Here is a 26,451-nt window from a genome sequence, read left to right on the forward strand (position 1 = left end):
TCTCCCTGAACGAGCCTTGAACGGTGCCGCACGACGATGCGGCAGGCGCAGTCGTTTGACTTTTTTAGATATATCGAAAATAATTTCGACATACTTCGATAGGACATCGATATGCGACACACCCACTTCGGCCACCACCATCACCACCACTGCCACATGCCCCGTGGCGAGCACGAAGACGGCCTTTCCGGTGGCCGCGGCGGGCGCGGCGGCGGGCGGGTGTTCGGCCATGGCGGCCTGCGTTTTGTGCTGCTACGGCTCATTGCCGACAAGCCGGCCCACGGCTACGAGCTCATCAAGGCCATTGAAGACCGCCTGGGCGGCAGCTATGCCCCAAGCCCTGGCGTGGTGTACCCCACGCTCACGCTGCTCGAAGAAATGGGCTACCTGAGCGTGGAAACCGCCGACACCGGCGGGCGCAAGCGTTACAGCATCACGGCCAGCGGCCAGGAGTTTCTGGCCGCCAACAGCGACACGGCCGACGCGATGATGGCCCGCATGTCTGGCGGCGTCGATGGCGCCGGCCCGCGCGGCGGGCGCCCGCCGCAGGTAACGCGCGCCATCGAAAACCTGAAGCTCGCCATGCAAATGCGCCTTTCGGGCCCGCCCCTCACAGAACAACAAGCCCACGATTTCGCCGCGGTGCTCGACAGCGCCGCCCAGCAACTCGAACGCATCTAGAAAGCTTTTTCTGCAATGACCGACTTTTCGACCGACACATCTCCCGCTACTTCTTCCCCGCCCGACCGCACGCCGCGCCGCGTGCGGCACGAGCTTCGCTTTCGCCGGCTCACCGTAAAAACGGTGCAGCGCATTACGCCGCACCTGATCCGCGTCACGCTCACCGGCGATGACCTTGCGGGCTTTACGAGCCTTGGCTTCGACGACCACGCGAAGATCTTTTTTCCCGATGCCGCAACCGGCAAGCTCACGCTGCCCACCGTGGGGCCAGAAGGCCCGGTGTGGCCCGCAGGCGGCCGGCCGACCATGCGCGACTACACGCCGCGCCGGTATGACGCACAGGCCAACACGCTGGAGCTCGACTTTGCGCTCCACGAGGCCGGCCCCGCCACCCAATGGGCCGAGCAGGCCAAGCCCGGCGACGTGCTCGGCGTGGGCGGGCCGCGCGGCTCGTTCATCGTGCCGACCGATTTCGACTGGCACCTGCTGATCGGCGACGACACCGCCCTGCCCGCCATTGCACGGCGCCTGGCTGAGCTACCGGCCGGTGCGCGCGTGGTGGTGCTGGCCGAGGTCGACAGCGAGGCGGACCAGGTTCCGTTCGAGACGCAGGCTGAGCTCACGTTGCAATGGGTGCACCGCAAGGGCGCTGAGCCGGGGCTGAGCCCGGTGCTGCTCGATACGCTCAAAGCCATGAAGCTGCCGGCGGGCGACTTTCATGCCTGGGTGGGGTGCGAGTCGGCCATTGCGAAGGCCCTGCGTGCGCACCTGGTGGGCGAGCGAGGCGCCAATCCGAAGTGGGTTCGCGCGTCAGGCTACTGGCGCCGCGGCGCCGTGGCCACGCACGACACGCACGACGAGTAATCTGCATTGCTCCTTCCCCTCCCGGGGGAAGGTTGGGATGGGGGCAAGCGGCGTATCAAGCGTTCGCTGCTCCCGACACGCCGCCTATCCCCATCCCGGCCCTCCCCCGGAAGGGGAGGGAGAAAGAAATTCAGAGCCAGCCAGCGCGCCTGAAGCGGTAGTAAAGGTAGCTGCAGGTACCGCCCATCAACGCCAGCGCGGCCGCATAGCCGTAGCGAAGTTTCAGCTCCGGCATGTGTTCGAAGTTCATGCCCCAGATGCCTGCGAACGCGGTGCACACCGCAAAAATGCTGGCCCAGGCGGCAAGCCGCTTGGTCACTTCGCTCTCTTCGATGGTGACCATCGACAGGTTCACCGAAATGGCGGTGCCAATGGTGTCGCGCATCGCGTCGATCGAGCCGTTGATGCGGCCGAGGTGGTCGGCCACGTCGCGAAAGTATTCCTGCGAGCTCACGCAGATCTGCGGCACCCGCCCGCCGTGCAGCTTGCCTGCCGCCTCGGTCAGCGGAGCCACCGCCCGCTTCAGGACCATGCTGCGCCGCTTCAGGTCGTACAGCTGCTTGATCTTGTCGCGCGCCGCGCCGCCCTGCGTAAATATCTGCTGCTCGATGGATTCGAGCTCTACCTCGAGCGCATCGATCACCGGGAAGTAGCGGTCGACCACCGCATCCATCAGCGCATACAGCACAAAGCCCGCGCCGTTGCGCAGCAAGTCGGGCTCGCGCTCGCAGCGCTCGCGCACACCCAGAAAGCCCTGCTGGCTGCGGTTGCGCACCGAGAGCACGTAGTTCTTGCCAACGAAGACGTCGACCTCGCCCACATTCAACGTGTGCGTGCCTTCGGTAGAGGGCTCCACCAGGTGCATCACCACGAAGAGCGAGTCGCCGTATTCCTCGACCTTGGGGCGCTGGTGGCCGTGGTGGGCGTCTTCAACCGCCAACGGGTGCAGCTTGAACTCGTCCTGCATCTGGGCAAGCTCTTCGGGCGTGGCGTCGCTCAGCGCCACCCACACAAAGCAGCCGGCGCGGGTGATGTATTCGCTGATGTCCTCGACCGGGATATCGGCGAGCTTGGCGCCGTTTTCGTAGGCCACGCAGTTGATCAGCATGGATATTCCCCATAGTTCACAGTAATCGAATCGAGATGGTGCCATGCGGCGCGAAAGCACCCGGGCCGTCCCGACAATGCACAGCTGGGAGGGAGCCATCGCGTCAATTCGCACCTGGCTTTCGCGTATAAAATCTTATACAGACAGGCGCATTGATGGGTGAGAAAGAAATCCGCTGGGTTGGCTCTTCTTATGTGGATTTACTGGCCTTCCCCGTCGAACCGCGCCGTGCAGCCGGTTTCGAATTGAGCAAGGTCCAAGCCGGGCTGGACCCAACGGACTGGAAGCAATTCAATGATGTGGGTGCCGGCACGCGGGAAATCAGGCTCAAGGATCCGAGCGGCATCTATCGAGTGATGTACGTGGCCAAGTTTGAAGAAGCAGTCTATGTCCTGCACTGCTTCCAGAAGAAAACACAGGCGACCAGTCAGCAGGACAAGGCCATTGCAGAGGCACGCTATCGCGCAGTCATCAAGGCAAGGAAGAACTGACATGAAGACCGACACGGAAATTCGCCACGTAACTCAGCCGAGCGCCAATCTCTTCCTCGAACTGGGTTTTCCCCCTGCCGAGGCCAAACGCCTGCAGGCCGCATCGCAAAAGCAGATCAACGACACACGGCTGCTGAAGCAGCAGCTCATGGACGAGTTGTCCAGCTGGATCGCCGAGCATCACCTGAAGCAGGCCGAAGCAGCTGAAATCCTCATGGTTTCGCGCCCTCGGGTTTCCGACGTCGTGAACAAGAAGACAGCCAAGTTCACCATCGACACACTGGTTGAAATGCTCAGCCGCATCGGCAAGCCGGTCAAGCTTGTCGTCGGCTGAGCCAGCGTACCGTCCCCGATAATCGCCCGAGTGAAAACGACGACTGCCCAACCCTCCCCCTCGACCAGCGATTTCTCAGGCCACACGCCCATGATGGCGCAGTACCTGGGCCTCAAGGCCAACCATCCGGACACCCTGCTGTTCTACCGGATGGGCGATTTTTACGAGCTGTTCTGGGCCGACGCCGAAAAGGCCGCGCGCCTGCTCGACATCACCCTTACGCAGCGCGGCCAGTCGGCGGGCCAGCCGGTGGTGATGTGCGGCGTGCCCTTTCATGCGGTCGATACTTATCTCGCGCGGCTCATCAAGCTGGGCGAATCGGTAGCCATTTGCGAGCAGGTGGGCGAAGTCGGCGCGAGCAAGGGCCCAGTCGAGCGCAAGGTGGTGCGGGTGGTTACGCCCGGCACGCTGACCGATTCGGAACTGCTCAACGACAAGAGCGAATCGCTGCTGCTGGCGGTGCATGCGGGCACGCGCAACTTTTGCGGCTTGGCCTGGCTCAGCGTCACGGGCGCCGAGCTGCGGCTGGCCGAGTGCCCGGCCGATGCGCTCGAAACCTGGATTGCACGCATCGCCCCAAGCGAGCTGCTCTACAGCGCCGAGGTAACGCCGGCTTTCGAGCAACGCCTGAAGGCCGCACGCGCGGCCACGCCTTTCACGCTTTCGATTCGCCCGGCCTGGCAGTTCGACGGCGGCCTGGGCGAACGCAAGCTCAGCGAGCAAATGGGCAGCAAGAGCCTGGCCGCGTGGAACGCCGAATCGCTCGCCAACGCGCATGCCGCCGCCGCCGCGCTGCTGGGCTATGCCGAGCACACGCAGGGCCGCGCGCTTTCGCACGTGCAGCGCCTTTCGGTGGAGCGCGACGGCGACCTGATCGAACTGCCGCCCACGACCCGGCGCAACCTGGAGCTGGTGCAAACGCTGCGCGGCGAAGATTCGCCCACCATGTTCTCGCTGCTCGACACCTGCATGACGGGCATGGGCAGCCGCTTGCTGAAGCGCTGGCTGCTCTCGCCGCGGCGTGACCGCAGCGAGGCGCAGGCGCGGCTCGAAGCCATCGGCGCGCTGCAGTCCACAGTGCTGGGCGGCACGGCGGCGCCCTGGCGCACGCTGCGCGAGCAGCTCAAGAACACGAGCGACGTGGAGCGCATTGCAGCGCGCATTGCCCTGCGCCAGGTGCGCCCGCGCGAACTGCTGGCACTGCGGCTTGCACTGGCCAAGGCGGAGCAGTTGGCTCCGCTTCTGCCCGGCTCGGCCGCGCTGCTCGACCAGATTGCCGAGCGCCTTGCACCGCCGCCCGGCTGCGCAGACCTGCTGGCAAGCGCCATCAAGCCCGACCCCTCGGCATTGGTGCGCGACGGCGGCGTGATTGCCACCGGGCACGACGCAGAGCTCGACGAGCTGCGCGCCATCAGCGAGAACTGCGACGACTTTCTGCTGAAGCTCGAAGTGAGCGAGCGCGAGCGCACCGGCATCAGCAACCTGCGGGTGCAGTTCAACCGTGTGCATGGCTTCTACATCGAGGTCACGCAAAGCGCGCTCTCGAAGGTGCCCGACAACTACCGCCGCCGCCAGACGCTGAAGAACGCCGAGCGCTTCATCACGCCCGAGCTCAAGGCCTTCGAAGACAAGGCGCTGAGCGCGCAAGACCGGGCCCTCGCCCGCGAAAAGTGGCTGTACGAGCAACTGCTCGATGCGCTGCAGCCCTCGGTGCACGCCCTCACACAGCTGGCCGGCGGCATTGCCATGCTCGACGCGCTGTGCGCGCTGGCCGAGCGCTCGCACACGCTGCACTGGCGCGCGCCAAGTTTCGTGTCGCACCCGTGCATCGAGATTCAGCAGGGCCGCCACCCCGTGGTGGAAGCGCGGCTGGCCGAAAAATCGTCGGGCGGCTTCATCGCCAATGACACCCTGCTTGGGCCGCAGCAGCGCATGCAGATCATCACCGGCCCCAACATGGGCGGTAAGTCGACCTACATGCGGCAGGTGGCCATCATCGTGCTGCTGGCCTCCATTGGCTCCCACGTGCCGGCGGCGGCCTGCCGGCTGGGGCCCATCGACGCGATTCACACCCGCATCGGCGCGGCGGACGACTTGGCCAATGCGCAGTCGACCTTCATGCTCGAGATGACCGAGGCAGCGCAAATCCTGCACAGCGCCACCGCGCAGTCGCTGGTGCTCATGGACGAAATCGGCCGCGGCACCAGCACCTTCGACGGCCTGGCGCTGGCGGCCGGCATTGCGGCCCAGTTGCACGACCGCAGCAAGGCCTTCACGCTCTTTGCCACGCACTACTTCGAGCTGACCGAGTTTCCGGCCACGCACCACTGCGCCGTGAACATGCACGTGAGCGCCACCGAGGCGGGGCGCGACATCGTGTTCTTGCACGAAATGCAGCCGGGCCCGGCCAGCAAGAGCTACGGCATTCAGGTGGCGCGGCTCGCGGGCATGCCCTCGGCCGTGGTCAACCATGCACGCCAGGCGCTCGAGGCGCTGGAATCGCAACATGCCCAGACGCGCGCGCAGGTCGACCTGTTCGCACCTCCGCCGGCGGCCGAAACGCCCTTGGCCAGCGCCGTAGAATCCGCCCTGGCCGCGCTCGACCCCGATGCGATGACGCCACGGGAGGCGCTCGACGCGCTCTATGCCTTACAAAAACTGAACACGCGCGAACGCAGCGCCATGTGAGCGGGCATCCTTCGTGCGAGATGAAAAAATGACTTATTGCGTAGGCATCAAACTCAACGCCGGACTGGTGTTTCTTTCCGACTCGCGCACCAACGCGGGGGTGGACCACATCAGCACCTTCCGCAAGATGATCGTCTACGAGCAGCCCGGCGACCGCGTCATGGTGCTGCTGTCTTCGGGCAACCTGAGCATCTCGCAGTCGGTGCGCGAAATCTTGCAGATAGAAGAGCTGCGCGAAACCCGTGAAGACGGCTCGCAGGGCGACCCCATCACCATCTGGAACGCCAAGAGCATGTTCGACGCCGCGCGCGTGCTCGGCTCGGCCGTGCGCCACGTGTACGACCGCGACGCAGAGGCGCTCAAGCATGCGGGGCTCGACTTCAACGTGTCGTTCATCTTCGGCGGGCAGGTCAAGGGCGAAGGCATGCGCCTCTTCCTGGTGTATTCGGCGGGCAACTTCATCGAGGCCACCACCGAGACGCCCTACTTCCAGGTGGGCGAATCGAAATACGGCAAGCCGGTGCTCGACCGCGTGCTCACGCCCGAAACCCCGCTCGACGAGGCCGCCAAGTGCGCGCTGGTGTCGATGGACTCGACCATGAAGTCGAACCTCTCGGTGGGCCTGCCGCTCGACCTGGTGGTGTACGAAGCCAACAAGTTCGAAACCGACCGCGTGATCTGCATCGATGCCGACAACCCCTACTACCGCATGATGCACAACAGCTGGGGCCAGAAGCTGCGCGAGGTGTTCGACAGCATTGAAGACCCGGTGTGGGACGACTCCGCCACCCAGCACCCGCTGAAGATGCCGGCCACGCGGCACAGCCCGCTGCGCAAGATTTCCACGCCCGACGAAAAGCTCATCTGAGCCCGGCAGCAGCAACAGCCATGGTGATGCCGCCCGTCGTCTTCTCGCACGGCAACAGCTTTCCGGCGAGCACCTACCGCGTCGTTCTCGACAGCCTGCGCAACCGCGGCTTCGAGGTCGACGCCATCGAGAAGTTCGGGCACGACCCGAAGTACCCCGTGACCGACAACTGGCCGCACCTGGTGCAGCAGCTGGCCGACTTTGCCAAGCAGCACGCCGACCGCGCAGGCGGCCCGGTGTTTCTGGTCGGCCATTCGCTCGGCGGATTCTTGAGCCTGATGTGCGCGGCGCTGCACCCGGCGCTCGCCCGCGGCGTGGTGTTGCTCGACTCGCCGATTCTGGGCGGCTGGCGCGCGAACACGCTGAGCCTGGTCAAGCGCACGCCGCTGATGAAGACCGTGTCGCCCGGCGCCATCAGCCGCAGGCGCAAGAACAAGTGGGAGCACCGCGAAGCCGTGTTCGAGCACTTCCGCAGCAAGAAGGCCTTTGCCAGGTGGAACGAGCAGGTGCTGCACGACTACATCGACCACGGCACCTTCGACAGCGAAGACACGCGCGAGCTGAGCTTCGACCGCAATGTTGAAACGGCCATCTACAACACCTTGCCCCACAACCTGGGCGCACTGCTGCGCCGCCATCCGCTCAAGTGCAAGGTGGCCTTCATCGGCGGGCGCCAGTCGGCCGAAATGAAGCAGGTGGGCATGGCCATGACCCAGAAGGTGACCAAGGGCCGTATTGCCATGCTCGACGGCACGCACCTGTTCCCCATGGAAAAGCCGCTGGCCACCGCCGCGGCAGTCGAAGCGGCGCTGCGCAACCTGCTGGACTGATTGGAGCCCCATGTCTTCCTCCCAGCCGGCAATGATCGAAGCGGTCTCCCTGAGCCCTTCGCTGGTTGTAGAAGACGATGCCGCAATGCGCGAACGCCTGAGCCGCGTGCTGGCCATGCTCGGCTACGACGGGCCGCAGATCGCCTGGGCGGACAGCATTGCCTCGGCCAAGGAGCTGCTGGGGACGCGCAGCTTTGGCGTTGCACTGGTCGACATCGGCCTGCCGGACGGCAGCGGGGTCGAACTCATCGGCTGGATGCAGGCGGCGCACCCCAAGGTGCCCGCCGTGGTGATTTCAGCCTGGCGCACCGAAGAAACCATTTTTGCGGCGCTGCGTGCCGGCGCCATCGGCTACCTGCTGAAAGAGCGCGACGACCTCGAACTCAGCATTGCGCTGCGCAGCATCGAGCAAGGGGGCGCGCCGATCGATCCGGCCATTGCACGCCACATCCTCGCCTGGCTGGCAATGCAGATGGCTACGCCGGTGATGGCAGCCGATGCGCCGGCTCCGCTGCCCGTGGCGCTGACACCGCGGGAGCAAAAGATTCTGGAGCTGGTGGCACAAGGACTCAGCAATCGCGACATGGCCGAGTCGCTTTCCATCTCCAGGCTGACGGTGGAATGCCACACCAAGAACATCTACCGCAAGCTGGCCGTCACGTCTCGCACCGAGGCCGTCTACCAGGGGCGCAGGCACGGCCTGCTGCACTGACCGGCACCTCGCTCTTTCTTCTCTCAACGGCTTACCAGGCGTAGCCCGCCTGCACGCGAGCGGCAACGCGGTTGCTGCTGCCGCTGCTGGTCGCGGTGGAAACACCGAGCCCCAGGTTGAAGTTGTCGCTGACCTGATAGCCGAAAGCGAAGCCGACGGCCGAGGCACCGGCGTAGTTGCCCATGGCAGCCCCCATCCACTTCTTGCCGACGGCCAAGGTCGGCATCGAAGGCATGGCCAGGGCGGCTGCAACGCCCTGTGCTGCAAAGGCGTTGGCCTGGCTGGTCGCGTTGCTCACCGCCTGCTGCAACTGGTTGACGTTGACTGCGTCAGTGCCCAGCAGGCCGGGCGCGACGTTCGCAATGCCGCGCAGTTGGCCGGTGGCGGCGTTGCCCACCGACACGGTGTTGTCACGGTCGGCCACCGAACCCTGGCCCAGCGCCACTGCGTTGTTGCCCGATGCCAGCGTGTTGGCACCCAGCGCAACGGCGTTGTTGCCGGTGGCCACCGCGTTGTTGCCCACGGCGGTGGTGGGGTCTGCCAGTGCCCTGGCGCCGGCACCAATGGCGACCGAACCCGCATGGCTGGCTTGTGCGCCATTGCCGACGGCCACGGTGTCCTGGCCGTTGGCCTGTGCATTGGTGCCCATCGACGTGCTGCCGGCACCGCTCGCGCCCGCCCCCGGCCCACAGGCTACGGCCCCGCCCGCTCCCACTGCGCAGACACCGCTGGACAATGCCTGGTTCATCAAGGCCTGCAATGCCGTGACCTGCTGAACGGTGAAGTTGTTTGCCGTGGTGATGGCGGTCTGCTGGGCCTGCTGCACCTGGCCCACATTGGCGGCATCGGTTGCCACCTGGCCCGCACCGACGTTGCTGATGGTGGTGCCGGCGCCGCCATTCGCATTCAGTTGCAGCGAAGTGCCGCCCGCGCCGTATTGCGCCGAGTTCTGCGCCAGGCCAAGCGCGGAGTCGGCTGTGCCTTGTGCGGCCGACGCTGCGGAGACCGCCGTGTTGGCCGTTTGCTGCACGGTGTACAGCTGGCCGCCGTTGACTGCATCGGTGCTTGCGGCGGTCACCGCTCCGGCGCTCACGTTGACCAGCCCGCGCGTTTGTCCTGCGGTTCCGAAGGACACCGTGTTGGCCACCGTGGCAACAGAATTCGCGCCAATTGCGACGCTGCCGTTCGCGCCACTCGCGACCCGGCTGCCGGAACCCATTGCCACGCTGCCCGCGGCCAATGCTGCCGCGCCCGACGCTCCGTCGTTGGCACCCCCGATGGCAGTGCTGCCGCTGCCGGATGCCACAGCGCCCCGGCTAGCACCCGAGGCGCTCCCGATGGCAATTGCCGAAGTGCCCGAAGCCTGCGCGCCGCCGCCGCCCGCCGGGCCGGTATTGCTGCAGCAGCTATCGGTGCCCGCGCCTCCCGCGCCGAGTGCAATCGCGCCGCCCGCCGAGGCTTGGGCGCCACGCCCCCCTGCGCCGCCCGTTCCCCCCGCAGCGCCGGACGCGCCCGTCCCGCCACCTCCGACGGCCGTTGCACCGTTGGCGGTTGCGCTGGCCCCCGCCCCACCCGCGCCGCCGATGCCGCCGGCTGTCCCTTCGCCGCCATCGCCCCCCGCACCGAGCGCGGTGGCTCCGTCGCCCGAGACGCCGGCTGCAGCGCCGCCGGCTCCCGCGGTCCCGTTGATGACTGCGGCGCCGGGATTGCCCGCAGTGCCATCGACAAATCCTGCCGCGAAGGCGCTTCCGGCAAATAGCAACGCAAGAGCAGGAAGATGCCCTAGCGCTCCCCGCGTCAGCCGTTTTCTGGTCGGCTCTTTGCGCTGCACCTCTTGGACGGCGGCGTGGGTCGGGAATGCCATGGCTTCTTCTTTCTTGAAAGCAAACAAAACAGTAGAGACAAAGTGTGTGTTTTCGGTCTCTACTAGGCCATCCCCGAAAATTGGTAAATGAAATGCCTCACCAAGAAGCTGCGCTGCAGGCTGGCCGTCCGTTTGCATGCCGAGGCCGCCGCTTCCCGGGCCTGAAGACATGGTTTTGCAAGCTGATCGGCGCATGCGTGCTTCTCTTTGCGGCCGCGAGCGCCGTGGCGCAGTCTTCCCCTGAAATCCACGTAGAAGCGGTACGCGGCACCGGCTGGAACGAGGCCGCACCTCCGGCCGACGGCTGGACGCCCGTCGCCCTCCCCGACAGCTGGGCCGCCCGCTGGCCCGGCTTCGACGGCGTGGTCTGGTACCGGCTGACCTGGGACCAACCTGCGCACGCAGCCGAAACGGGCTTGCTGCTGCACTACCTCAACATGGCCGGCGCGGTGTCGCTCAACGGCACGCCCATCTCGCGCGACGAAAGCCTCGTCGAACCGCTGACCCGGGCCTGGAACAGCCCGCGCTACTGGCTGCTGGCGCCGCCGCTGCTGCGCGAGGGCCGCAACACGCTGCTGATACGGGTTTCGGGCCTCTCTGCCTACCAGGCGGGCCTTGGCCCGGTCAGCCTTGGCGCGCCCGCCGCGGTACAGGCGAACTACGAGCACGAGCGCCTCCTGCGCCGCGATCTCCAGATGCTCGGCCTGGCGGTGAGCGCCGCAGTCTCGGCCTTCTTCGCCGCACTGTGGCTTTTGCGCAGGCGCGAAACGGCCTATGGCTGGTTCGCGCTCATGTCGGTGCTGTGGCTCCTGTTCGGCTACAACCAGATCGCGACCAGCCCCTGGCCTTTTGCCGGCAACCACAGCTGGCAGGCGTCGAACACTTCGCTGCTGCTTCTGTTCAGCGTGTCGTATGTCATCTTTGCGCTGCGCTTCTGCGAGCGCCGGATGCCCCGCCTGGAGGGCCTTGCGCTGCTGGTGGCAGTGGCCGGGGTGCTCGACCTGTGGCTTGCCGGTGCCGAGAACCTGCCCACGCACCGGGCCCTGTGGACGCTGGTGGGCGGCCTCACCATCATCGCGGTGAACAGCGCTTCGCTGGTTCACGCCGTGCGGCATCGCGGCAGCCCGATGCGCTCGCTTGCCCCCTTCATGGCAGTTTCGGCAGCAACCGGCGCGCACGACCTGCTGGTGTTCACCCAGGTGATCGACAGCAACATCTACTACACGACCATGTCCTCATATGGCTTGCTGCTGGGCATGGCGCTGACCCAGGCAGGGCGCTTCGTGAGCAGCCTGAAGCGCATCGAGAACTTCAACACCGAGCTCATCGAGGAAGTGAACGCCGCCAAGGCCGAGCTGGCCGCAACGCTCGCGCAGCAGCACGCGCTGGAGCTCGCGCATGCGCGCATCGGCGAGCGGGTCAACCTGGCGAGCGACCTGCACGACGGGCTGGGCGGCATGCTGGTCGGCAGCATTGCCACGCTGGAGCGCAGGCCCGGGGAGCTTTCGGCTTCCGCACTGCTTGCAATGCTCAAGAGCCTGCGCGACGACTTGCGGCTCATCATCGAGGCCACCGGCCGGCACGACGGCGCCCGCACCTTCGGCGAACTGCTGGCGCCCTTGCGGCACCGAACCTCGCAATTGCTCGATGCAAACGGCATCGACTGCCGCTGGCAGGTTTCGAACATCGAGGCGCTCGAACTGCCGCCCTCGCAAAGCCTCGACCTGCTGCGCTTTTTGCAGGAAGCGCTGACGAACACGCTCAAGCACAGCGGCGCCCGGCGCGTGGACGTGACCGTAACCTGCGCCGGCGCCGAACTGCAGCTCGAGGTGCGCGACGACGGCCAGGGCTTTGTCGTCGCGGATGCGGGCAAGGGCGCCGGCGCGGGCCTGCGCAGCTTGCACGCCCGCGCCCGCAGGCTGGGTGCGGAGCTCCGGCTGGAGTCCCGGCCCGGCGCCACTCAGCTCGCGTTACGCATGCCTGTCAAGACGGGAATAAACGAGGAGATACAAATTGCAATCATCGGTAACAATGGGCGAAAATAAGTAAAAACGTCCCAGTTCTCCGATCACCGCTTCAAAATGTGGCACAAATGTCAACTTCCCAAACGGAAGCCGTCGAAGCCGTCTCTCTGAGCCCGACGCTCGTGGTCGAGAACGACCCGTCGATGCAGGAACGTTTTCGCTACATCCTTTCGACGCTCGGATGCGACGAGCCGCAAATCACCTGGACCGAAAACGGCGAGACGGCCATGCAATTGCTCGAGAGCCAGCGCTTCGGCATGGCGCTCGTAGACGTCGGCTTGCCTGACGGCAGCGGGGTCGAATTCATCGAATGGCTGCAGGCAAACCACCCGCGGGTGCCCGCCGTCGCCGTTTCTGCAAAGCGCACCGAGGAAACCGTCTTTTCCGCGTTGCGCGCCGGTGCGGTGGCCTATCTGCTGAAAGAGCGCGACGACCTGGAGCTCAGCATCGGGCTGCGCAGCATCGAGCAAGGCGGCGCGCCGATCGACGTGGCCATTGCCCGTCGCGTGCTGGCCTGGGACGCCGGCCATGTGGGCGATTCACCCGCCGAGGCGGACACCGCACTGTCGCTGCGCGAACGCAAGATGCTCGAGCTGGTGGTGCAAGGGCGCAGCTACGGCGACATTGCCGAAACGCTTGCGACGCCCCGGCTGGCGGTGGAGTGCCGCACCAGGGGCATCTACAAGAAGCTGGCGCTCGGCTCGCGGGCCGAAACGGCCAGCGCAGCCGGCGAAGATTCCTTCTCGCGCTGAGGCTCGGCGCTGAAGCCGAGGTTCGGGCCGAGTTCCGGGGTTATTCCGCCCAGACCACCACGCCGGTCCACGCCGTGGCCAGCACCACAATGCCAAAGGCAATGCGGTACCACGCAAACGGAATGAAGTTGTGCGTGCTGATGTACTTCAGCAGCCAGCGTACGCAGAGCCATGCGCTCAGGAACGAGAACACCAGCCCCACCGAGAACAGCGGAATGTCGGCCGCCGACAGCAGCGCGCGCTCCTTGTAGAGACTGTAGGCCCCCGCGCCGATGAGCGTTGGAATGGCAAGGAAAAACGAAAAATCGGTGGCCGCCTGGCGCGACAGGCCCAGCAGCATGCCGCCGATGATGGTGGAGCCGCTGCGGCTGGTGCCCGGAATCATCGCAAAGCATTGAACCAGGCCCACCTTGAGTGCGTCCCACGTCGTCATGTCGTCGACGTGTTCGATGCGCACCGAACCAGGCGGCCGCTTCTCGGCCCAGAGAATGATGAAGCCGCCGATGATGAAAGTGCTTGCCACGACCACCGGTGTGAAGAGGTGCGCCTTGATCATCTTGCCGAAGATGAGGCCCAGCACCACCGCGGGCAGAAAGCCGACCACCACGTTGACGGCCAGGCGCCTTGCCTTGGGCTGGCGCGGCAGCGCCACCACGGTGGATTGGATCTTTTGCCAGTACACCAGGATTACCGCGAAGATCGCGCCCGTCTGGATGGCAATGTCGAACACCTTGGCCTTGGCGTCGTCGAAGCCGAGCAGCGAGCCCGCAAGAATCAGATGCCCGGTCGACGAGATCGGCAGAAATTCCGTCAGCCCCTCGACGATGCCCATGACAGCGGCCTTCACCAGCAAAACGATGTCCACGCTTACTCCTTTAAAGAGCGCCAATTATGGCGAGGCATCGAGTCAGGCCGGGTTCAGGCGGCCCCGTGCCGCTGCGGGCTTTTGTCAGGAGCCGTGGCCCAAGCGCAGCCGCAGCGCCCTCACGGCGCTGTCGACCGTGGTCAACACCGGCAAGCCGCTGGCCTGCTCGCAGGCGGCACGCGCACGCGCCATGCTGAACTGCGCCAGCGCAATGCGCGTACAGCCGCGCTCGCGCAGGGCTGCCGCGTGCCCGGCAATCAAGGCGTCGTGGCGCGCCGCATCGCCGGCATTCAATGCATCGAGCGCGCCGGCGGCCAGCACGGGCTCCAGATCGATGCCCGGCGGAAACTCGGGCGGCATCGAAACCAATGTGGCTGCAAAGGTTGCGATGAGGCCGAGCCGGCCGCGCCCTTCGCCCTGCGCGGCCTCGGCCACCATCGCCTCGTTGGGCTTGAGCACCGGAATGCCCGCATGCCGCCGCGCCACCGCCTCGATGCACGGCCCGAAGGCCGAGCAGGTGAAGAGAATGCCCTGCGCGCCAGTCTCAACCGCGTACTGCGCAAGCCGCTGAAAGCGCTCGTCCATTGCCGCATCCAGGCCTTGGCCGCCGCGAGCCAGGTCGGCCGAAAGGCTGTCGTCCAGCAGGTTCATTCGCACCGCCTCGGGCCAGTCGCGCTCGAAGGCGGCGTTGATGGGCGCAACCGAGTGCGAGAGCGCGTGGATCAGGGCGATGCGGATCATGCGGGAGTGGTACTCAGATGCCCTTGGACGACGGATTGGCGAAGGCCTCTTTCGTCTCTGCGTTGAGCGGATAGTTGATGTTGATGCCCTTGGGCGGAATGGGCGACATGAACCACTTGTTGTAGAGCTTTTCCATTTCGCCCGACTTCATCATGCCCGACACCACGCGGTCGACCAGGGCCTTGAAGGCGGGGTCGTCCTTGCGGAACATGAGCGACTGGTTCTCGGTGCGCAGGCTTTCGCCGGTAATGACAAAGTCCTTCGGGTTGCGCGCATTCGCGAGCTGGCCCGCCAGCAGGATGTCGTCGAGCACAAAGGCCTGCGCCCTGCCGCTCTCCACCAGCAGGAAGGAATCGCTGTGGTCCTTGCCGCCCAGATTGTTTACCTCGAGGTTGCGGCCCTTGTCGGCCTCGCGCAGCAGGCGGAACGAGGTGGTGCCGGTGGTGGTGACCACGGTCTTGCCCTGCAGGTCGGCAATGCTCTTGATGCCCGAATCGGCCTTCACCAGCATGCGCACGTTGTAGCGAAAGATGTCCGGCGAAAACGCCACCTGCTTCTGCCGCTCGACCAGGTTGGTGGTGGAGCCGCACTCGATGTCGACCGTGCCGTTCTGCACCAGCGGAATGCGGTTGGCCGAGGTCACGGCCTGGTACTTGACTTCGATGGAGGGCAGCTTCAGCTCGCTCTTCACCGCCTCGACGATGCGGTTGCAGATCTCGATGCTGTAGCCCACCGGCTTCAGGTTGCCGTCGAGGTACGAAAAGCCGAACGACGACTCGCGGTAGCCGAAAGTGATGGCGCCGCTGGCCTTGATCTTGGCGAGCGTGTCGATGTTGTCCTCGGCCTGCGCGGCGGTGTGCGGCAACAACAGGGCAAAGGCCGCCGCGAGAGCGGCAGCGCCAAAGGAAATCGGCAGACGAAGCTTGGGCATGAGAGCGCTCCTTGGAACGGCGGGTTGAAAAAAAGGGGAAAAGCGGCAATCAGCGCACGGCTGTGCTGGTCACCGCGTCGATGGAGGCCGCAAGGCGCGTCGCGATTTCCTGCAGGTGTGCATGCGTGGCAATGAAGGGCGGTGCCAGCAGTACGTGGTCGCCCTGCCGGCCATCGACCGTGCCCCCAAAGGGGTAGCACAGCAGGCCGCGCGCCATGGCCTCTTTCTTGATGGCTGCATTGATCTTCAAGGCCGGATCGAACGGCGCCTTGCTCGCGCGATCGGCCACGAGCTCGATGCCCCAGAAGAAGCCGCGGCCGCGAATGTCGCCGACATGTGGGTGGCCGCCGAGCGCATCGGCCAGCATGGCGCCGAAAACCGCGCCGTCTTCGCGAACCTTGGCGACCAAGCCGTCGCGCCTGATCACCTGCTGCACCGCGAGCGCCGCCGCGCAAGCCATCGGATGCCCAAGGTAGGTGTGGCCGTGCTGGAAGAAGCCGCTGCCCTTCGACATGGCATCGACGATCTTGCGCTGCGCCAGCACCGCGCCAACCGGCTGGTAGCCGCCGCCCAGGCCCTTGGCAATGGTCATGAGGTCGGGCACCACGCCCTCCTGCTCGCAGGCATGCAGTGTTCCGGTGCGGCCCATGCCGCACATCACCTCGTCGAGGATCAGCAGCACGCCGTACTTGTCGCACACCGCGCGCACCGCGTTGAAGTAGCCCGGCACCGGGGTGAGCACGCCGGCAGTTGCACCGCCCACTGTTTCAGCCACGAAGGCGATCACGCGGTCGGTGCCCTGCGCAACGATGGCGGCTTCGAGCTCTGCCGCGAGGCGCACGCCGTATTGCTCGGCGCTTTCATCGGCTCGCTGCTCGCGGTACGGGTAGCACGGTGCCACATGCGTGGCCGGCACCAGGATGGGCGCGAACGGCTCGCGCCGCCATGCGTTGCCGCCCACCGCGAGCGCGCCCAGCGTGTTGCCGTGGTAGCTCTGTCGGCGCGCAATGAAGTGCGTGCGTTGCGGCTCGCCGATCTCGACGAAGTACTGCCGCGCCATCTTGAGTGCCGCCTCCACCGCCTCGGAGCCGCCGCTCACCAGGTACGCATGGCTCATGCCTTCGGGCGCCGATGAAATCAGCTCGTCGGCCAACTGCTCTGCCACCTCGCTCGTGAAGAAGCTGGTGTGTGCGTAGGCCAGTTTGTCGAGCTGCGCGTGCATGGCGGCCAGCACTTCGGGGTGCGCATGGCCGAGCGACGACACGGCCGCGCCGCCCGACGCGTCGAGGTATTCGCGCCCTTCGGCGTCGCGGATGAACATGCCCTTTGAACCTGCGGCAACGGGCGGGCTCTGGCGAAGGTGGCGGTGAAAGACGTGCGTCATGGTGGCGGGGCGGCAGCAGATGGCGGATTCGTGTTTGGAACTAACGTTTCCGATGAATTATTGTTTGGAACATTTGTTCCGTCAACTGTTCCGTCGTTCCATGTCCGGTACATTCGTTCCAACAGCAGCTGCCAAAGAGACACCGCCATGGGCGCCAGAGACCAGATCCGCCAGCGTTTCAACGAACTGAGCCCCGCCTTGCAGCAGGTGGCGCGCTATGTGCTCGACCATCCAAACGAAGTGGTGACCACGTCGATGCGCAACGTGGGCGCGCGCGCGCAGAGCACGCCCGCCACGCTGGTGCGCTTTGCGCAGCACCTGGGCTACGCGGGCTGGCCGCAGCTGAAGGAAGCCTTCGCCGGCGACATGGGCCTGGGCACCGAAACCTACGGCGGGCGTGCCAAGCAGCTCATCGGCCGCGCGCAGGACAGGAGCCTCACGGGCGAGATGTTCGAAGTGCAGCGCCGCAACCTGGAAGCCACGCACCAGCAGAGCGAGCAGGCGCTGCAAAAGGCCTGCGCATTGATCGAGAAGGCGCCCGCGGTGCATGCGGCAGGGTTCAGGGCCTGCTTTCCGATCGCGTTTTCGTTCGTCTATGTGTACCGGCTTTTCCGCGCCAGCGTGCACCTGGTCGACGGCCAGGGCGGCTCGCTCGAAATGCAGCAACGCGCCTTTGCCAAGGGCGATGCGCTGGTGGTGGCCAGCTTCATGCCCTACTCGCGCGAGGCGCTGCAGGTGGCAGAGGCGGCCAAGGCGGCGGGCTGCCGCATCGTTGCCATTACCGACAGCGTGGCTTCGCCGCTTTCTCTGCTGGCGGACGAAACGCTGCTCTTCACGATCAACAGCCCCTCGTTCTTTCCCTCTGTGGCGGCGGGCGTGGCGGTGACCGAGGCACTGGTCGAACTTCTCGCGAGCCGCGCGGGCAAGCCGGTGATCCGGCGCATCGACCAGGCGGAGGCGCAGCTGTTCGAATCAGGCGCATACCTGGTGCCGCCGGTCGCGCGCGGCGGCTAGAAACTTAGGTGCGGGCAACCAATCGCATGCTGCAGCGCGGCAATGCGGAACCCGGCAAAAACCGCCCGGTCAAACAGCAGTCGCCGCTTTGGTTGCGACAGGAGGTAATGACCATGAAGCAAGTGAAACACTGGCAAGACCCGGTCAACATCGTTCTGGGTGTGTGGCTGATCGTCTCGCCCTGGGTCCTGGGTTTCCAGGACGTGACGCTGGCAATGTGGAGCACGGTAGCGACGGGCGTCGCACTGGGCGCCGTGGCGCTGGGGGCTACCCTGGTACCGCGTGCCTGGGAAGAATGGACCGAAGGCGCGCTCGCCATCTGGCTGGCCGTGTCACCGTGGGTGCTCGGCTTTGCCACTGTCGAGAACGCGATGGTCAACGCGGTGCTCGTGTCTGCGGCCATCCTGGTGCTCGCGCTCTGGGTGCTTGTGACCGACAAGGACTACCTTGGCGGAGCGACGGACCGTCACGCGCACTGAAGGCACGTTGATTACGTCGCCCTAGCCTGCCAACCGCCGCCAAGCGCCTGTATCAGCGCCACCGCGGCGGTCTGGCGATTTACAAGCAGCTGCACCAGCGTGCGGCGTGCATTCAACGCGGCCGCCTGCGCAGTGACCACTTCGGTGTAGCTGACCTGGCCCGCGCGGTAGCGGTTGAGCAACTGCTGCTCCGTCTTGTCGGCCGCGGCCGAGGCTTCGCGCCGCAGGCCTTCTTGTTGCGCCAGCGCGGCGCCGGCGGTCAACTGGTCTTCCACGTTCTGGAAGGCGGTGAGCACCGTTTGCCGATAGCGCGCCACGCTGGCTTCGTGTCCCGCCTTGGCCGAATCGACGCTGGCACCGATGGCGCCTGCATCGAACACCACCTGCGCCACCGAAAGGCCGAGCGCCCAGAGCGTGTTGGACGCGTTGAACAGGTCTTTCACACGGCTTGCGTTGCCGCCCACCGAGGCGCTGAGCCCGAAGTTCGGAAAGTACGCCGAGCGTGCAATGCCGATCTGCGCATTGGCGGCCGCCACCGCGCGCTCGGCCGCCGCGATGTCGGGCCGGCGCTGCAGCAGCGTCGATGGCACCCCGGTCGGAATGCCGGGCACCGTGGGCGTCCACTGCGCAGCGGGCAGGCTGAAGTCCGCAGGTGCCACGCCAACGAGCATGGCAATCGCGTGCTCCAGCGTGGCGCGGGTGCGTTGCAGGCCCACGCGCTCGGCCTGGGCGCTCACGAGCTGGGTCTGAGCCTGCAGCACGTCGGTCTGCGCGGCAATGCCGGCCTTGTAGCGGTTGCTGGTGATGTCGAAGGCGCGTTGGTAGCCCTCGATGGTCTGGTCGAGCAGCACGATCTCGGCATCGGTTTCACGCAGCGAAAAGTAGTTGGTGGCCAGGTCGCCAATGGCCGAAAGGCGCGCCGAAGCAAGATCGGCCTCGCTGGCCTCTGCATTGGCCTGCGCGCTGCTCACGGCCTGGCGCAGCCGGCCCCACACGTCGGGCGCCCAGTCGACACCCAGCGTTGCGGCAAAAGTGCTGGTTGCGTTGCTGGTGCTGCCGGCATTGCCGCTGCGCCTGCCGCTGCCGTCGAGCGACACCGTCGGGAACAGCGCGGCGCGTTCTCCGCGCACCAGCGCCTGGGCCTGCGCGTAGTTGGCCACGGCCGCGGCAATGTTCTGGTTCGACACCTGCACCCGAGCGGCCAACTCGTCGAGCGTGGCGTCGCCGAAAAGCTTCCACCATTCGCCGCGGTCGAGGGCGTCGGCCGGCGCGGCGGGCAGCCAGCCTTCGGCGGTCTTCTGCTCTTTCCAGCCGGCAGGCGCGGCCGATGCGGGTACTTCGTAGGCGGGGCCTACGGCGCAGCCGGCCACCATGGCGGCGAACACCAGTGCGGACAGCCTGCCGGGCAGATGCGAGCGAATGCGTGGTCGTTGTTTCATGGCAGGTTCGTTCATTCTTCTGTTCATGTCGGTGACCCTGCGGCTCGGCTCAGGTGCCGCTCGTTGCCGGAGCGGCGGCGCAGCTTGTCGAGCAGCACGTAGACCACTGGCGTTGTCAGCAGCGTGAGAAGCTGGCTCGCCACCAGGCCGCCGATGATTGCCACGCCCAGCGGCTGGCGCAGCTCGGAACCCTGGCCGAAGCCGATGGCCAGCGGCAGCGCGCCAAGTGCGGCGGCCAGCGTGGTCATCAGAATCGGCCGGAAGCGCAGCAGGCATGCCTCGCGCACCGCTTCCACAGCCGAGATGCCGCGTGCGCGCTCGGCCTCGAGCGCAAAGTCGATGATCAGGATCGCGTTCTTCTTGACGATGCCGATCAGGAGGAAGAGCCCGATCAGCGCAATGATCGAAAACTCCATGCGGAACAGCAGCAGCGCCAGCACCGCGCCCACGCCTGCGGAAGGCAACGTGGTGAGCACGGTAATCGGGTGAATCAGGCTTTCATAAAGCACGCCCAGCACGATGTAGATGACCACGATGGCCGCCACGATCAGCGCCAGTTGTTGGCCCTGCGATTGCTGCGCCGCCAGCGCCGTGCCCTGAAAGCTGCCGCGCACGTTCACGGGCATGGCAATGTCCGCCTCGGCCTGCGCAACGATGCGCCGCGCCTCTTGCAGCGGTACGCCCTCGCCCAGGTTGAATGACACGGTGCTCGCAAGCTCCGTGTCCTGGTGGTCGATGGAGCTTGGCACCGCCCGCTCGCTGACCTTGGCAATGGCCGAGAGCGGCACCATGAGGGTGGTGTTGGCCGCCAGCGCCTGGCCGGTGGAAGCGGTGCGCAGCCCCGGGTTGGCCGACGTGGTGGTCGACGTGCCGGTGCTTGCGTCGGTGGTGTTGGCCAGCGAACTCACGGTGGTGGCGCCGCTCGCGGTGGTGCTGCTGGTAAGCGTCGAAGGCACATACAGGTCCTTCAGCACCACGGGCGCGCGTTGGTAGCGCGGCGCCCATTCCATGATCACCGAATATTGGTTGAGCTCGTCGTAGATGGTGGCAACCGAGCGCTGGCCGTAGGCGTTGTAGAGCGCGTTGTCGACCGCGCTCGAAGTCACGCCCAGCCGTGCGGCACTTTCGCGGTCGACCTCTACAAAGGTTTCGACGCCGTTGTCGGCTTGGTCGCTGTCCACGTCGGTGAGCGCGGTTTCCTGCCGCAGCCGGTCGGCGAGCTTCGCGGTCCAGGTGCGCAGGTCGGCAAGGTTGTCGCCCTTCAGCGTGTACTGGTAGGTCGAATTGCTCGAGCGCCCGCCCATGCGAAGGTCTTGCACCGGGCTCAGGAACACGCGCAGGCCGGTCAGCTGGTTGAGCTGCGGCCGCAGCCGGTTGACCACCGCGGCGGTCTTCTCGGTGCGCTGCGACAGCGGCTTGAGGTTGACGAACATGAAACCGCCGCCCGAGCGGCTGCCGCCCGCAAAGCCCACCACCGTGTCGACGGCCGGGTCCTTGTGGATGATGTCGACCGCCTGGCGCAGCTTTTCGCTCAGCGCCACGGACGAAATGCTCTGGTCGGCGCGCAGGCCCGCATTGAGCTGGCCGTTGTCCTGTTCAGGGAAGTAGCCCTTCGGAATGGCGGAGAACAAATAAACGTTGAGCCCCACCACAGCGAGCAGCACCACCATGACCACGGCCTTGCTCGCAAGCGCCCAGTCGAGGCTGTGGGCATAGGTGCGCAGGCTCCACTGGTACACGCCTTCGGACATGCGCGCCAAGCGCCCCGGCGGCTTGGCATCGGGCTGCTCGGGCTTGAGCAGCATGGCACAGAGCATGGGCGTGGTGGTGAGCGATATGACCAGCGAGATCAGCACCGACACCGACAGCGTGACCGCAAACTCGCGGAACAGCCGGCCGATCTGCCCGTCCATGAACAGCAGCGGAATGAACACCGCCACCAGCGAGAGGCTGATCGACAGCACGGTAAAGCCCACCTCGCGCGCGCCGCGCAGCGCAGCCTCCACGCGGCCCATGCCGGCCTCGATGTGGCGGCTGGTGTTTTCGAGCACCACGATGGCATCGTCCACCACGAAACCGGTCGCTACCGTCAGCGCCATCAGGCTCAGGTTGTTGAGGCTGTAGCCCAGCAGGTGCATCACGCCGAAGGTGCCGAGCAGAGACACCACCGTGGCCACCGCCGGAATGATGGTGGCGCGCGCCTTGCGCAAGAACAGGCCGACCACCAGCACCACCAGCGCAATCGAGATCATGAGCGTGGCCTCGATCTCGCGCAGCGAGGCGCGGATGGAGTTGGTGCGGTCGGACGCCACCTGCACCTCGATGTCTTGCGGCAGCTGCGCGCGCAGTTCGGGCAGCAGTTCGCGCACGCCATCCACCGTTTCGATGATGTTGGCGCCGGGCTCCTGCGTCACCAGAACGATCACCGCGGGCTCGCCGTTGAAGAGACCCAGCGTGCGCGTGTTCTCCACGCTGTCGATCACCCGCGCCACGTCGCCCAGCCGCACGGCGGCGCCGTTGCGCCAGGCAATCACCATGTCGCGGTACTCCACGGCGTGGCGGCCCGGCGACGGCGTGTAGATCTGCAGCCGGCGGTCGTCGTTCTCGATGGCGCCCTTGGGCCGGTTGGCGTTGTTGGCCTGGATGGCGGCTCGCACGTCTTCGCTGCTGATGCCGAAGCGGTTGAGCGAGAAGGGCTCGAGCTCCACCCGCACGGCCGGCAGCGAGCCCCCGCCGATCTCCACTTCGCCCACGCCTTCTACTTGCGAGAGCTTCTGGCTCACGATATTGGACACAGCCTCGTAGATCTGCCCCGGCGTGCGGGTCTTGGAGGTGAGCGCAAGAATCGCAATGGGTGCGGCCGTCGGGTTGCGCTTGCGGTAGGTGGGGTTGCTGCGCAGCGTGGCCGGCAGGTCGGCCCGCGCCGCGTTGATGGCCGCCTGCACCTCGCGCGCGGCGCTGTCGATGTTGCGCTTCAGGTCGAACTGCAGGCTGATGCGGGTCGAGCCGTTCGAGCTGGTCGATGTGAGTTCGTTGACGCCCGCAATCACGCCCAGCCGCCGCTCCAGCGGCGTTGCGACGCTCGACGCCATGGTGCTCGGGCTCGCACCCGCAAGGCTGGCGGTTACCGAGATGGTCGGAAAGTCGACCTGCGGCAGCGGGGACACAGGCAGCACGAAGAACGCCGCAATCCCGGCCAGCGCGATGCCGACGGTCAACAAGACCGTGGCAATCGGGCGTTCGACGAAAGGCCTGGAGAGGTTCATTCGGCCACAACCTCCCGCTTGCGCCCGAAGCGCCGGCCCATGCGGTCGAAGGCCAGGTACACCACCGGCGTGGTGAAGAGCGTGAGCACCTGGCTCACCACCAGGCCGCCGAAGATGGCCAGGCCCAGCGGCCGGCGCAGCTCGGCGCCCTCGCCCCAGCCGAACATCAGCGGCAGCGCCGCAAAAAGCGCCGCCAGCGTCGTCATCAAGATGGGCCTGAAGCGCAGCAGCGCCGCTTGGTGAATGGCCTCGCGGGGCGACTTGCCCTCGCGCCGCTCGGCGTCGATTGCAAAGTCGATCATCATGATGGCGTTCTTCTTCACGATGCCGATCAGCAAGATGATGCCGATGATGCCGATCACGCCCAGGTCGTTGCCCGTAACCATCAAGGCGAGCAGCGCGCCCACGCCGGCCGAGGGAAGCGTCGAGAGAATCGTCAGCGGGTGGATGTAGCTCTCATACAGCACGCCCAGCACGATGTACACGCACACCACCGCCGCAAGAATGAGCCACAGCTGGTTGGAGAGCGACTTTTCATAGGCGCCCGCCGCACCCAGGAAGCTCATGGTCATGCTCGCCGGCATGCCGATTTCTTTGGCCGCCGCCCGAATGGCCGCCACCGACTTTCCGAGCGCCACATTCTCGGCCGTGTCGAAGCCCACCGTGGCCGCAGGGTACTGCGCCACGTGCGTGACCTGCAGCGGCGCCGACTGCTCGCGCACCGTGGCAATCGACGACAGCGTGGTCGGCGCGCCGCTGCCGGTGCGCAACTGCAGGTTGCCCAAGAGCTGCGGCGAGGCGAGGGCTTCGCGCTGCGCTTCGAGGATCACGCGGTACTGGTTGGTTTCGGTGAAGATGGTCGAGACGATGCGCTGGCCGAACGCGCTGTACAGCGTGTCGTCCACCGAACTGGCTGTGACCGAGAGGCGCGAGGCCGTGTTGCGGTCGATGTCGACATAGGCGGCCAGGCCCTTGGCGCCCGCGTTGGTGGTGGGGTTGCGCACCAGCGGCTCGGAGCGCAGGCGCTCCACCAGCTTTTGCGCCCAGGTGTCGACCGTGTTGGTGTCCACCCCTTCGAGCGACACGCGGAATTCGGTCGGGCCGGTTTCCGCGTCGATGGTCAGGTCTTGCGTGGGCTGCAGGTACAGCGTAACGCCAGCCACCGAGCGCACCCGCTCGCGCAAGCGTTGCATGGTGTCTTCCTGGTTGCCCCGGTCGGCCTTCATGTTGATGAGCATGCTGCCGGTGTTCAGCGCCGTGTTGTTGGCGGCGTCTACGCCCACCACCGAACTCACGCTGGCCACTTCCGGGTCGGCGAGGATGGCGTTGGCAGCTTGCTGCTGCAGCTCGGACATGCGCGTGTACGACACGTCTTGCGCGGCTTCGATGCGCGCCTGCAGCTGGCCGGTGTCCTGCGTGGGAAAGAGCCCCTTCGGAATCACCATGTAGAGCAGCACCGTGAGCGCCAGCGTGGCCACTGCCACGACAAGCGTCAGCGGCTGGTGGCGCAGCACCCATTGCAGCCACACGTCATAGCGAGAAATCACGCGGTCGAAGAAGCGCTGCACGCTGGCACCGAAGCGGCCGCCCTCCTCGGCCTGCGGCTTGAGCCAGCGCGCCGACATCATCGGCACCAGCGTGAGCGACACCACGGCGGAGATCAGGATGGTGATGGCCAGCGTGACGGCGAACTCGCGGAACAGCCGGCCCACCACGTCGCCCATGAACAGGAGCGGAATCAGCACCGCAATGAGCGACACCGTGAGCGAAATGATGGTGAAGCCGATTTGCGTTGCGCCCTTGAGCGCGGCCTTGAACGGCGGATCGCCCTCTTCGAGGTAGCGCGCGATGTTCTCGATCATCACGATCGCGTCGTCCACCACGAAGCCGGTGGCAATGGTCAGCGCCATCAGGCTCAGGTTGTTGAGGCTGTAGCCCAGCAGGTACATCAGCCCGCAGGTGCCGATGAGCGAAATCGGCACCGCAAGGCTCGCAATGACGGTTGCGCGCACGCTGTGCAGAAAGAAGAAGATCACCAGCACCACCATCACCACGGCCAGCCCGAGTTCCAACTGCACGTGCGAGACCGAAGCGCGAATGCCGGTGGTGCGGTCGCTCAGCACCTCTACCTTCAGGGAGCCCGGCAACGAGGCCTCGAGTTCGGGCAGTTGCTTTCTGATGGCATCGACCGTGCCGATCACGTTGGCGCCGGGCTGGCGTTGCACGTTCAGGATGATGGCCGGGTACAGCACCGGTTCCCGCTCGCCCACGCGCAATGCGGCCCACGCACCCAGCTGCGTGTTCTCGGCGCCGTCGACCACGCGCGCCACGTCGGTCATGCGCACCGGCGCGCCGTTCTTCCAGGCAACGATGAGGTTCTTGTAGTCGTCCGCCGTCACGAGCTGGTCGTTGGCGTTGATGGTGTAGGCCCTGCGCGGTCCGTCGAAGCTGCCCTTGGCGCTATTGGCGTTGGCCGCGGTAATGGCGCTGCGCAGCGTGTCCAGCCCAATGCCTACCGATGCGAGCGCGTTGGTGTCGGCCTGGATGCGCACCGCAGGGCGTTGCCCGCCCGAAAGCGACACCAGCCCCACGCCGCTCACCTGGCTGATCTTCTGCGCGAGCCGCGTGTTCACGAGGTTCTGCACCTCGGTGAGCGGCATGGTCTGGGAGCTGACCGCCAGTGTGAGTATGGGCGCGTCGGCCGGGTTTACCTTGGCGTACACGGGCGGCGCGGGCAAGTCGGCCGGCAGCAGCGAGCCGCCCGCATTGATGGCGGCCTGCACCTGCTGCTCGGCCACGTCCAGCGTCTGGTCGAGCGCGAACTGCAGCGTGACGATCGACACGCCTGCCGAGCTCACTGAGCTCATGCGGTTGAGCCCGGCCATCTGGCCGAACTGGCGCTCCAGCGGCGCCGTGACGGTGCGGCTCATGACCTCGGGGCTGGCGCCCGGGTAGAGGGTCTGCACCTGGATGGTGGGGTAGTCGACCTGAGGCAGTGCGGCCAGCGGCAGCAGCCGCAGGCCCACGAAGCCGGCCAGCACAATGGCCACCATCAGCAGCGCGGTGGCCACCGGCCGTTCGATAAAAGGGCGTGAGGGGCTCATCGCGAACGCGCT

21 protein-coding genes are annotated in these 26,451 nt (G+C 66.1%); 12 read left to right on the forward strand and 9 right to left on the reverse strand.

All coding sequences use genetic code 11. The features are described from left to right. Positions 1 to 111: 111 nt before the first annotated feature. Positions 112 to 681 carry a PadR family transcriptional regulator gene (locus QHG62_RS18260; RefSeq protein ID WP_281146948.1) on the forward strand — a complete coding sequence of 190 codons (570 nt, stop codon included), beginning with the start codon at positions 112 to 114 and terminating at the stop codon, positions 679 to 681. Positions 682 to 696: 15 nt separating this feature from the next. Then, complete coding sequence (locus QHG62_RS18265) at positions 697 to 1,545, forward strand: siderophore-interacting protein (protein ID WP_281146949.1); 849 nt, start codon at positions 697 to 699, stop codon at positions 1,543 to 1,545. Between the two features lie 130 nt (positions 1,546 to 1,675). Here the strand turns inward: QHG62_RS18265 and corA are convergent, their stop codons facing one another. Beyond that, positions 1,676 to 2,653, reverse strand: a complete 978-nt coding sequence (corA, locus tag QHG62_RS18270) for a magnesium/cobalt transporter CorA (RefSeq protein ID WP_281146950.1) — start codon at positions 2,651 to 2,653, stop codon at positions 1,676 to 1,678. Between the two features lie 155 nt (positions 2,654 to 2,808). On the opposite strand from corA, the gene QHG62_RS18275 reads away from it, so the two are divergent. The 6 genes from QHG62_RS18275 to QHG62_RS18300 are packed head-to-tail and all read left to right on the forward strand — an operon-like array spanning position 2,809 to position 8,576. Continuing rightward, on the forward strand, positions 2,809 to 3,144 hold the full coding sequence (locus tag QHG62_RS18275; RefSeq protein WP_432445539.1) for a type II toxin-antitoxin system RelE/ParE family toxin: 336 nt from the start codon (positions 2,809 to 2,811) through the stop codon (positions 3,142 to 3,144). Between the two features lies 1 nt (position 3,145). Further along, positions 3,146 to 3,478: a helix-turn-helix domain-containing protein gene (locus QHG62_RS18280; RefSeq protein ID WP_281146952.1), complete on the forward strand. Its 333-nt coding sequence runs from the start codon at positions 3,146 to 3,148 to the stop codon at positions 3,476 to 3,478. 30 nt (positions 3,479 to 3,508) lie between these two features. Then, positions 3,509 to 6,166: a DNA mismatch repair protein MutS gene (mutS, locus tag QHG62_RS18285; RefSeq protein WP_432445540.1), complete on the forward strand. Its 2,658-nt coding sequence runs from the start codon at positions 3,509 to 3,511 to the stop codon at positions 6,164 to 6,166. Between the two features lie 28 nt (positions 6,167 to 6,194). After that, positions 6,195 to 7,034: a proteasome-type protease gene (locus QHG62_RS18290; RefSeq protein ID WP_157614818.1), complete on the forward strand. Its 840-nt coding sequence runs from the start codon at positions 6,195 to 6,197 to the stop codon at positions 7,032 to 7,034. A 20-nt stretch (positions 7,035 to 7,054) separates the two neighbouring features. After that, on the forward strand, positions 7,055 to 7,864 hold the full coding sequence (locus tag QHG62_RS18295) for an alpha/beta hydrolase (RefSeq protein WP_281146953.1): 810 nt from the start codon (positions 7,055 to 7,057) through the stop codon (positions 7,862 to 7,864). A gap of 10 nt (positions 7,865 to 7,874) precedes the next feature. Continuing rightward, positions 7,875 to 8,576 carry a response regulator transcription factor gene (locus QHG62_RS18300; protein WP_281146954.1) on the forward strand — a complete coding sequence of 234 codons (702 nt, stop codon included), beginning with the start codon at positions 7,875 to 7,877 and terminating at the stop codon, positions 8,574 to 8,576. 31 nt (positions 8,577 to 8,607) lie between these two features. Here the strand turns inward: QHG62_RS18300 and QHG62_RS18305 are convergent, their stop codons facing one another. Continuing rightward, complete coding sequence (locus QHG62_RS18305) at positions 8,608 to 10,440, reverse strand: YadA family autotransporter adhesin (protein WP_281146955.1); 1,833 nt, start codon at positions 10,438 to 10,440, stop codon at positions 8,608 to 8,610. A 92-nt stretch (positions 10,441 to 10,532) separates the two neighbouring features. On the opposite strand from QHG62_RS18305, the gene QHG62_RS18310 reads away from it, so the two are divergent. Then, positions 10,533 to 12,485 carry a sensor histidine kinase gene (locus QHG62_RS18310; protein ID WP_281146956.1) on the forward strand — a complete coding sequence of 651 codons (1,953 nt, stop codon included), beginning with the start codon at positions 10,533 to 10,535 and terminating at the stop codon, positions 12,483 to 12,485. Between the two features lie 47 nt (positions 12,486 to 12,532). Then, positions 12,533 to 13,216: a response regulator transcription factor gene (locus QHG62_RS18315; RefSeq protein WP_281146958.1), complete on the forward strand. Its 684-nt coding sequence runs from the start codon at positions 12,533 to 12,535 to the stop codon at positions 13,214 to 13,216. 40 nt (positions 13,217 to 13,256) lie between these two features. On the opposite strand, the gene QHG62_RS18320 is transcribed toward QHG62_RS18315, so the two are convergent. The 4 genes from QHG62_RS18320 to QHG62_RS18335 form a co-directional block, all read right to left on the reverse strand. After that, positions 13,257 to 14,081, reverse strand: a complete 825-nt coding sequence (locus tag QHG62_RS18320) for an undecaprenyl-diphosphate phosphatase (RefSeq protein ID WP_281146959.1) — start codon at positions 14,079 to 14,081, stop codon at positions 13,257 to 13,259. An 84-nt stretch (positions 14,082 to 14,165) separates the two neighbouring features. Then, entirely contained in the window at positions 14,166 to 14,822 is a 657-nt protein-coding gene (locus tag QHG62_RS18325) for an aspartate/glutamate racemase family protein (protein WP_281146960.1), read from the reverse strand. A 13-nt stretch (positions 14,823 to 14,835) separates the two neighbouring features. Continuing rightward, on the reverse strand, positions 14,836 to 15,753 hold the full coding sequence (locus QHG62_RS18330; RefSeq protein WP_281146961.1) for a transporter substrate-binding domain-containing protein: 918 nt from the start codon (positions 15,751 to 15,753) through the stop codon (positions 14,836 to 14,838). Positions 15,754 to 15,802: 49 nt separating this feature from the next. Then, positions 15,803 to 17,137 (reverse strand): aspartate aminotransferase family protein, encoded by a 1,335-nt coding sequence (locus QHG62_RS18335; protein ID WP_281146962.1) that lies wholly within the window; start codon positions 17,135 to 17,137, stop codon positions 15,803 to 15,805. Positions 17,138 to 17,284: 147 nt separating this feature from the next. On the opposite strand from QHG62_RS18335, the gene QHG62_RS18340 reads away from it, so the two are divergent. Both QHG62_RS18340 and QHG62_RS18345 read left to right on the forward strand, forming a co-directional pair. Continuing rightward, complete coding sequence (locus tag QHG62_RS18340; RefSeq protein WP_281146963.1) at positions 17,285 to 18,151, forward strand: MurR/RpiR family transcriptional regulator; 867 nt, start codon at positions 17,285 to 17,287, stop codon at positions 18,149 to 18,151. A 113-nt stretch (positions 18,152 to 18,264) separates the two neighbouring features. Continuing rightward, positions 18,265 to 18,630: an SPW repeat protein gene (locus QHG62_RS18345; RefSeq protein WP_281146964.1), complete on the forward strand. Its 366-nt coding sequence runs from the start codon at positions 18,265 to 18,267 to the stop codon at positions 18,628 to 18,630. A gap of 11 nt (positions 18,631 to 18,641) precedes the next feature. Here QHG62_RS18345 and QHG62_RS18350 read toward each other — a convergent pair whose 3' ends face one another. From QHG62_RS18350 to QHG62_RS18360, 3 genes are read right to left on the reverse strand one after another with little or no spacing between them, the layout of a single operon-like run. After that, complete coding sequence (locus tag QHG62_RS18350; RefSeq protein WP_281146965.1) at positions 18,642 to 20,084, reverse strand: efflux transporter outer membrane subunit; 1,443 nt, start codon at positions 20,082 to 20,084, stop codon at positions 18,642 to 18,644. An 8-nt stretch (positions 20,085 to 20,092) separates the two neighbouring features. Continuing rightward, a complete protein-coding gene (locus tag QHG62_RS18355; protein WP_281146966.1) occupies positions 20,093 to 23,335 on the reverse strand; it encodes an efflux RND transporter permease subunit in 3,243 nt (1,080 codons plus the stop codon). Continuing rightward, positions 23,332 to 26,439: an efflux RND transporter permease subunit gene (locus QHG62_RS18360; protein WP_281146967.1), complete on the reverse strand. Its 3,108-nt coding sequence runs from the start codon at positions 26,437 to 26,439 to the stop codon at positions 23,332 to 23,334. The genes QHG62_RS18355 and QHG62_RS18360 overlap by 4 nt, the downstream gene beginning before the upstream one ends. Between the last annotated feature and the right edge of the window lie 12 nt (positions 26,440 to 26,451).

Source organism: Variovorax paradoxus, from assembly GCF_029919115.1.
In the GTDB taxonomy this organism is placed as follows: Bacteria; Pseudomonadota; Gammaproteobacteria; order Burkholderiales; family Burkholderiaceae_C; genus Variovorax; species Variovorax paradoxus_O.

Coding starts and splice junctions, on each gene's coding strand:
- QHG62_RS18260 (WP_281146948.1), top strand. CDS start 112: ATGCGACACACCCACTTCGGCCACCACCATCACCACCACTGCCACATG.
- QHG62_RS18265 (WP_281146949.1), top strand. CDS start 697: ATGACCGACTTTTCGACCGACACATCTCCCGCTACTTCTTCCCCGCCC.
- corA (WP_281146950.1), bottom strand. CDS start 2,653: ATGCTGATCAACTGCGTGGCCTACGAAAACGGCGCCAAGCTCGCCGAT.
- QHG62_RS18275 (WP_432445539.1), top strand. CDS start 2,809: ATGGGTGAGAAAGAAATCCGCTGGGTTGGCTCTTCTTATGTGGATTTA.
- QHG62_RS18280 (WP_281146952.1), top strand. CDS start 3,146: ATGAAGACCGACACGGAAATTCGCCACGTAACTCAGCCGAGCGCCAAT.
- QHG62_RS18290 (WP_157614818.1), top strand. CDS start 6,195: ATGACTTATTGCGTAGGCATCAAACTCAACGCCGGACTGGTGTTTCTT.
- QHG62_RS18295 (WP_281146953.1), top strand. CDS start 7,055: ATGGTGATGCCGCCCGTCGTCTTCTCGCACGGCAACAGCTTTCCGGCG.
- QHG62_RS18300 (WP_281146954.1), top strand. CDS start 7,875: ATGTCTTCCTCCCAGCCGGCAATGATCGAAGCGGTCTCCCTGAGCCCT.
- QHG62_RS18305 (WP_281146955.1), bottom strand. CDS start 10,440: ATGGCATTCCCGACCCACGCCGCCGTCCAAGAGGTGCAGCGCAAAGAG.
- QHG62_RS18310 (WP_281146956.1), top strand. CDS start 10,533: ATGCCTCACCAAGAAGCTGCGCTGCAGGCTGGCCGTCCGTTTGCATGC.
- QHG62_RS18315 (WP_281146958.1), top strand. CDS start 12,533: ATGTCAACTTCCCAAACGGAAGCCGTCGAAGCCGTCTCTCTGAGCCCG.
- QHG62_RS18325 (WP_281146960.1), bottom strand. CDS start 14,822: ATGATCCGCATCGCCCTGATCCACGCGCTCTCGCACTCGGTTGCGCCC.
- QHG62_RS18330 (WP_281146961.1), bottom strand. CDS start 15,753: ATGCCCAAGCTTCGTCTGCCGATTTCCTTTGGCGCTGCCGCTCTCGCG.
- QHG62_RS18335 (WP_281146962.1), bottom strand. CDS start 17,137: ATGACGCACGTCTTTCACCGCCACCTTCGCCAGAGCCCGCCCGTTGCC.
- QHG62_RS18340 (WP_281146963.1), top strand. CDS start 17,285: ATGGGCGCCAGAGACCAGATCCGCCAGCGTTTCAACGAACTGAGCCCC.
- QHG62_RS18345 (WP_281146964.1), top strand. CDS start 18,265: ATGAAGCAAGTGAAACACTGGCAAGACCCGGTCAACATCGTTCTGGGT.
- QHG62_RS18350 (WP_281146965.1), bottom strand. CDS start 20,084: ATGAACGAACCTGCCATGAAACAACGACCACGCATTCGCTCGCATCTG.
- QHG62_RS18355 (WP_281146966.1), bottom strand. CDS start 23,335: ATGAACCTCTCCAGGCCTTTCGTCGAACGCCCGATTGCCACGGTCTTG.
- QHG62_RS18360 (WP_281146967.1), bottom strand. CDS start 26,439: ATGAGCCCCTCACGCCCTTTTATCGAACGGCCGGTGGCCACCGCGCTG.